General features: G+C 57.8%; 1 protein-coding gene. It reads right to left on the bottom strand.

Annotated elements, in window-relative coordinates; all coding sequences use genetic code 11:
• Positions 1-351 precede the first annotated feature (351 nt).
• The coding region (locus L692_RS0116205; RefSeq protein ID WP_025701174.1) for a WIAG-tail domain at positions 352-797 on the bottom strand (446 nt) is incomplete at its 5' end.

A 797-nucleotide genomic window follows, 5' to 3' on the forward strand; every position in this document is an offset into this window, starting at 1 on the left:
ATGATGACGGACACCAGCGGCTCGGGATGATTGCCGTTATACACAGCTTCATGAGAGCGGGCCGCGCGGCGGGTGGGGGGACGCCGGGATCGGCGGGGGCGCTTTGCTGTTGACTTCATGCTCGTTCATCCTCCTTGCAGAGCATTCCCCGGGGCGGGGGTTCATCACAGTGTATGTAACGGATTGCCTCAGGCAACGGCCAACGTCTACGCTCGCTCAAAATTGCGGCGGCCCGGTTATCATTCAACATTAGAAAAAGCACAGCCAGGAGACGACTGTGCTTTTTCGCCATTTTTTAATCAGGGGACCCGGCTATCCACCACCTTGTTCATCAATCCCAGAACCGCAACTTTAATCGTACAGACGGTCCTCGGGAGCGGGCTTCGCCGCAGGCGCTCCGATCGCGATCCAGGAAAGAACGCCGTAGAAATGCTGAGTGTCGCCCATACGGACCACTTGAATAATCGCATCGGCGCTTCCTCTGCTTTTTAACGAAGCATAGAAGAAGGGCTGGTTGGTCATGGCAACCATCACATAGCCCGTATGGCCGAACGGCTCATCGAAGGTCACCGCCACGTCCACGCTGTCCGAGTCCGCGCCGAACATGAACGCCGACATTCCGAATTGCTGAAGCGTTGACCGGTTTCCCGCGCTCCGCACCGGGTTGAACGTCAGATGCTCGGGACCTACCGCTTCACGCATCAACTGTTCGCCGCCAACGGAGGATGGAGCAAGATGGCAGTTCTGCACACTTTCCTCCGCCAGATGACGGGACTGGATGGAGAAGGAGGCGAGCT

The sequence above is a fragment of the Paenibacillus forsythiae T98 genome (assembly GCF_000520735.1).
Taxonomy (GTDB): domain Bacteria; phylum Bacillota; class Bacilli; order Paenibacillales; family Paenibacillaceae; genus Paenibacillus_AQ; species Paenibacillus_AQ forsythiae.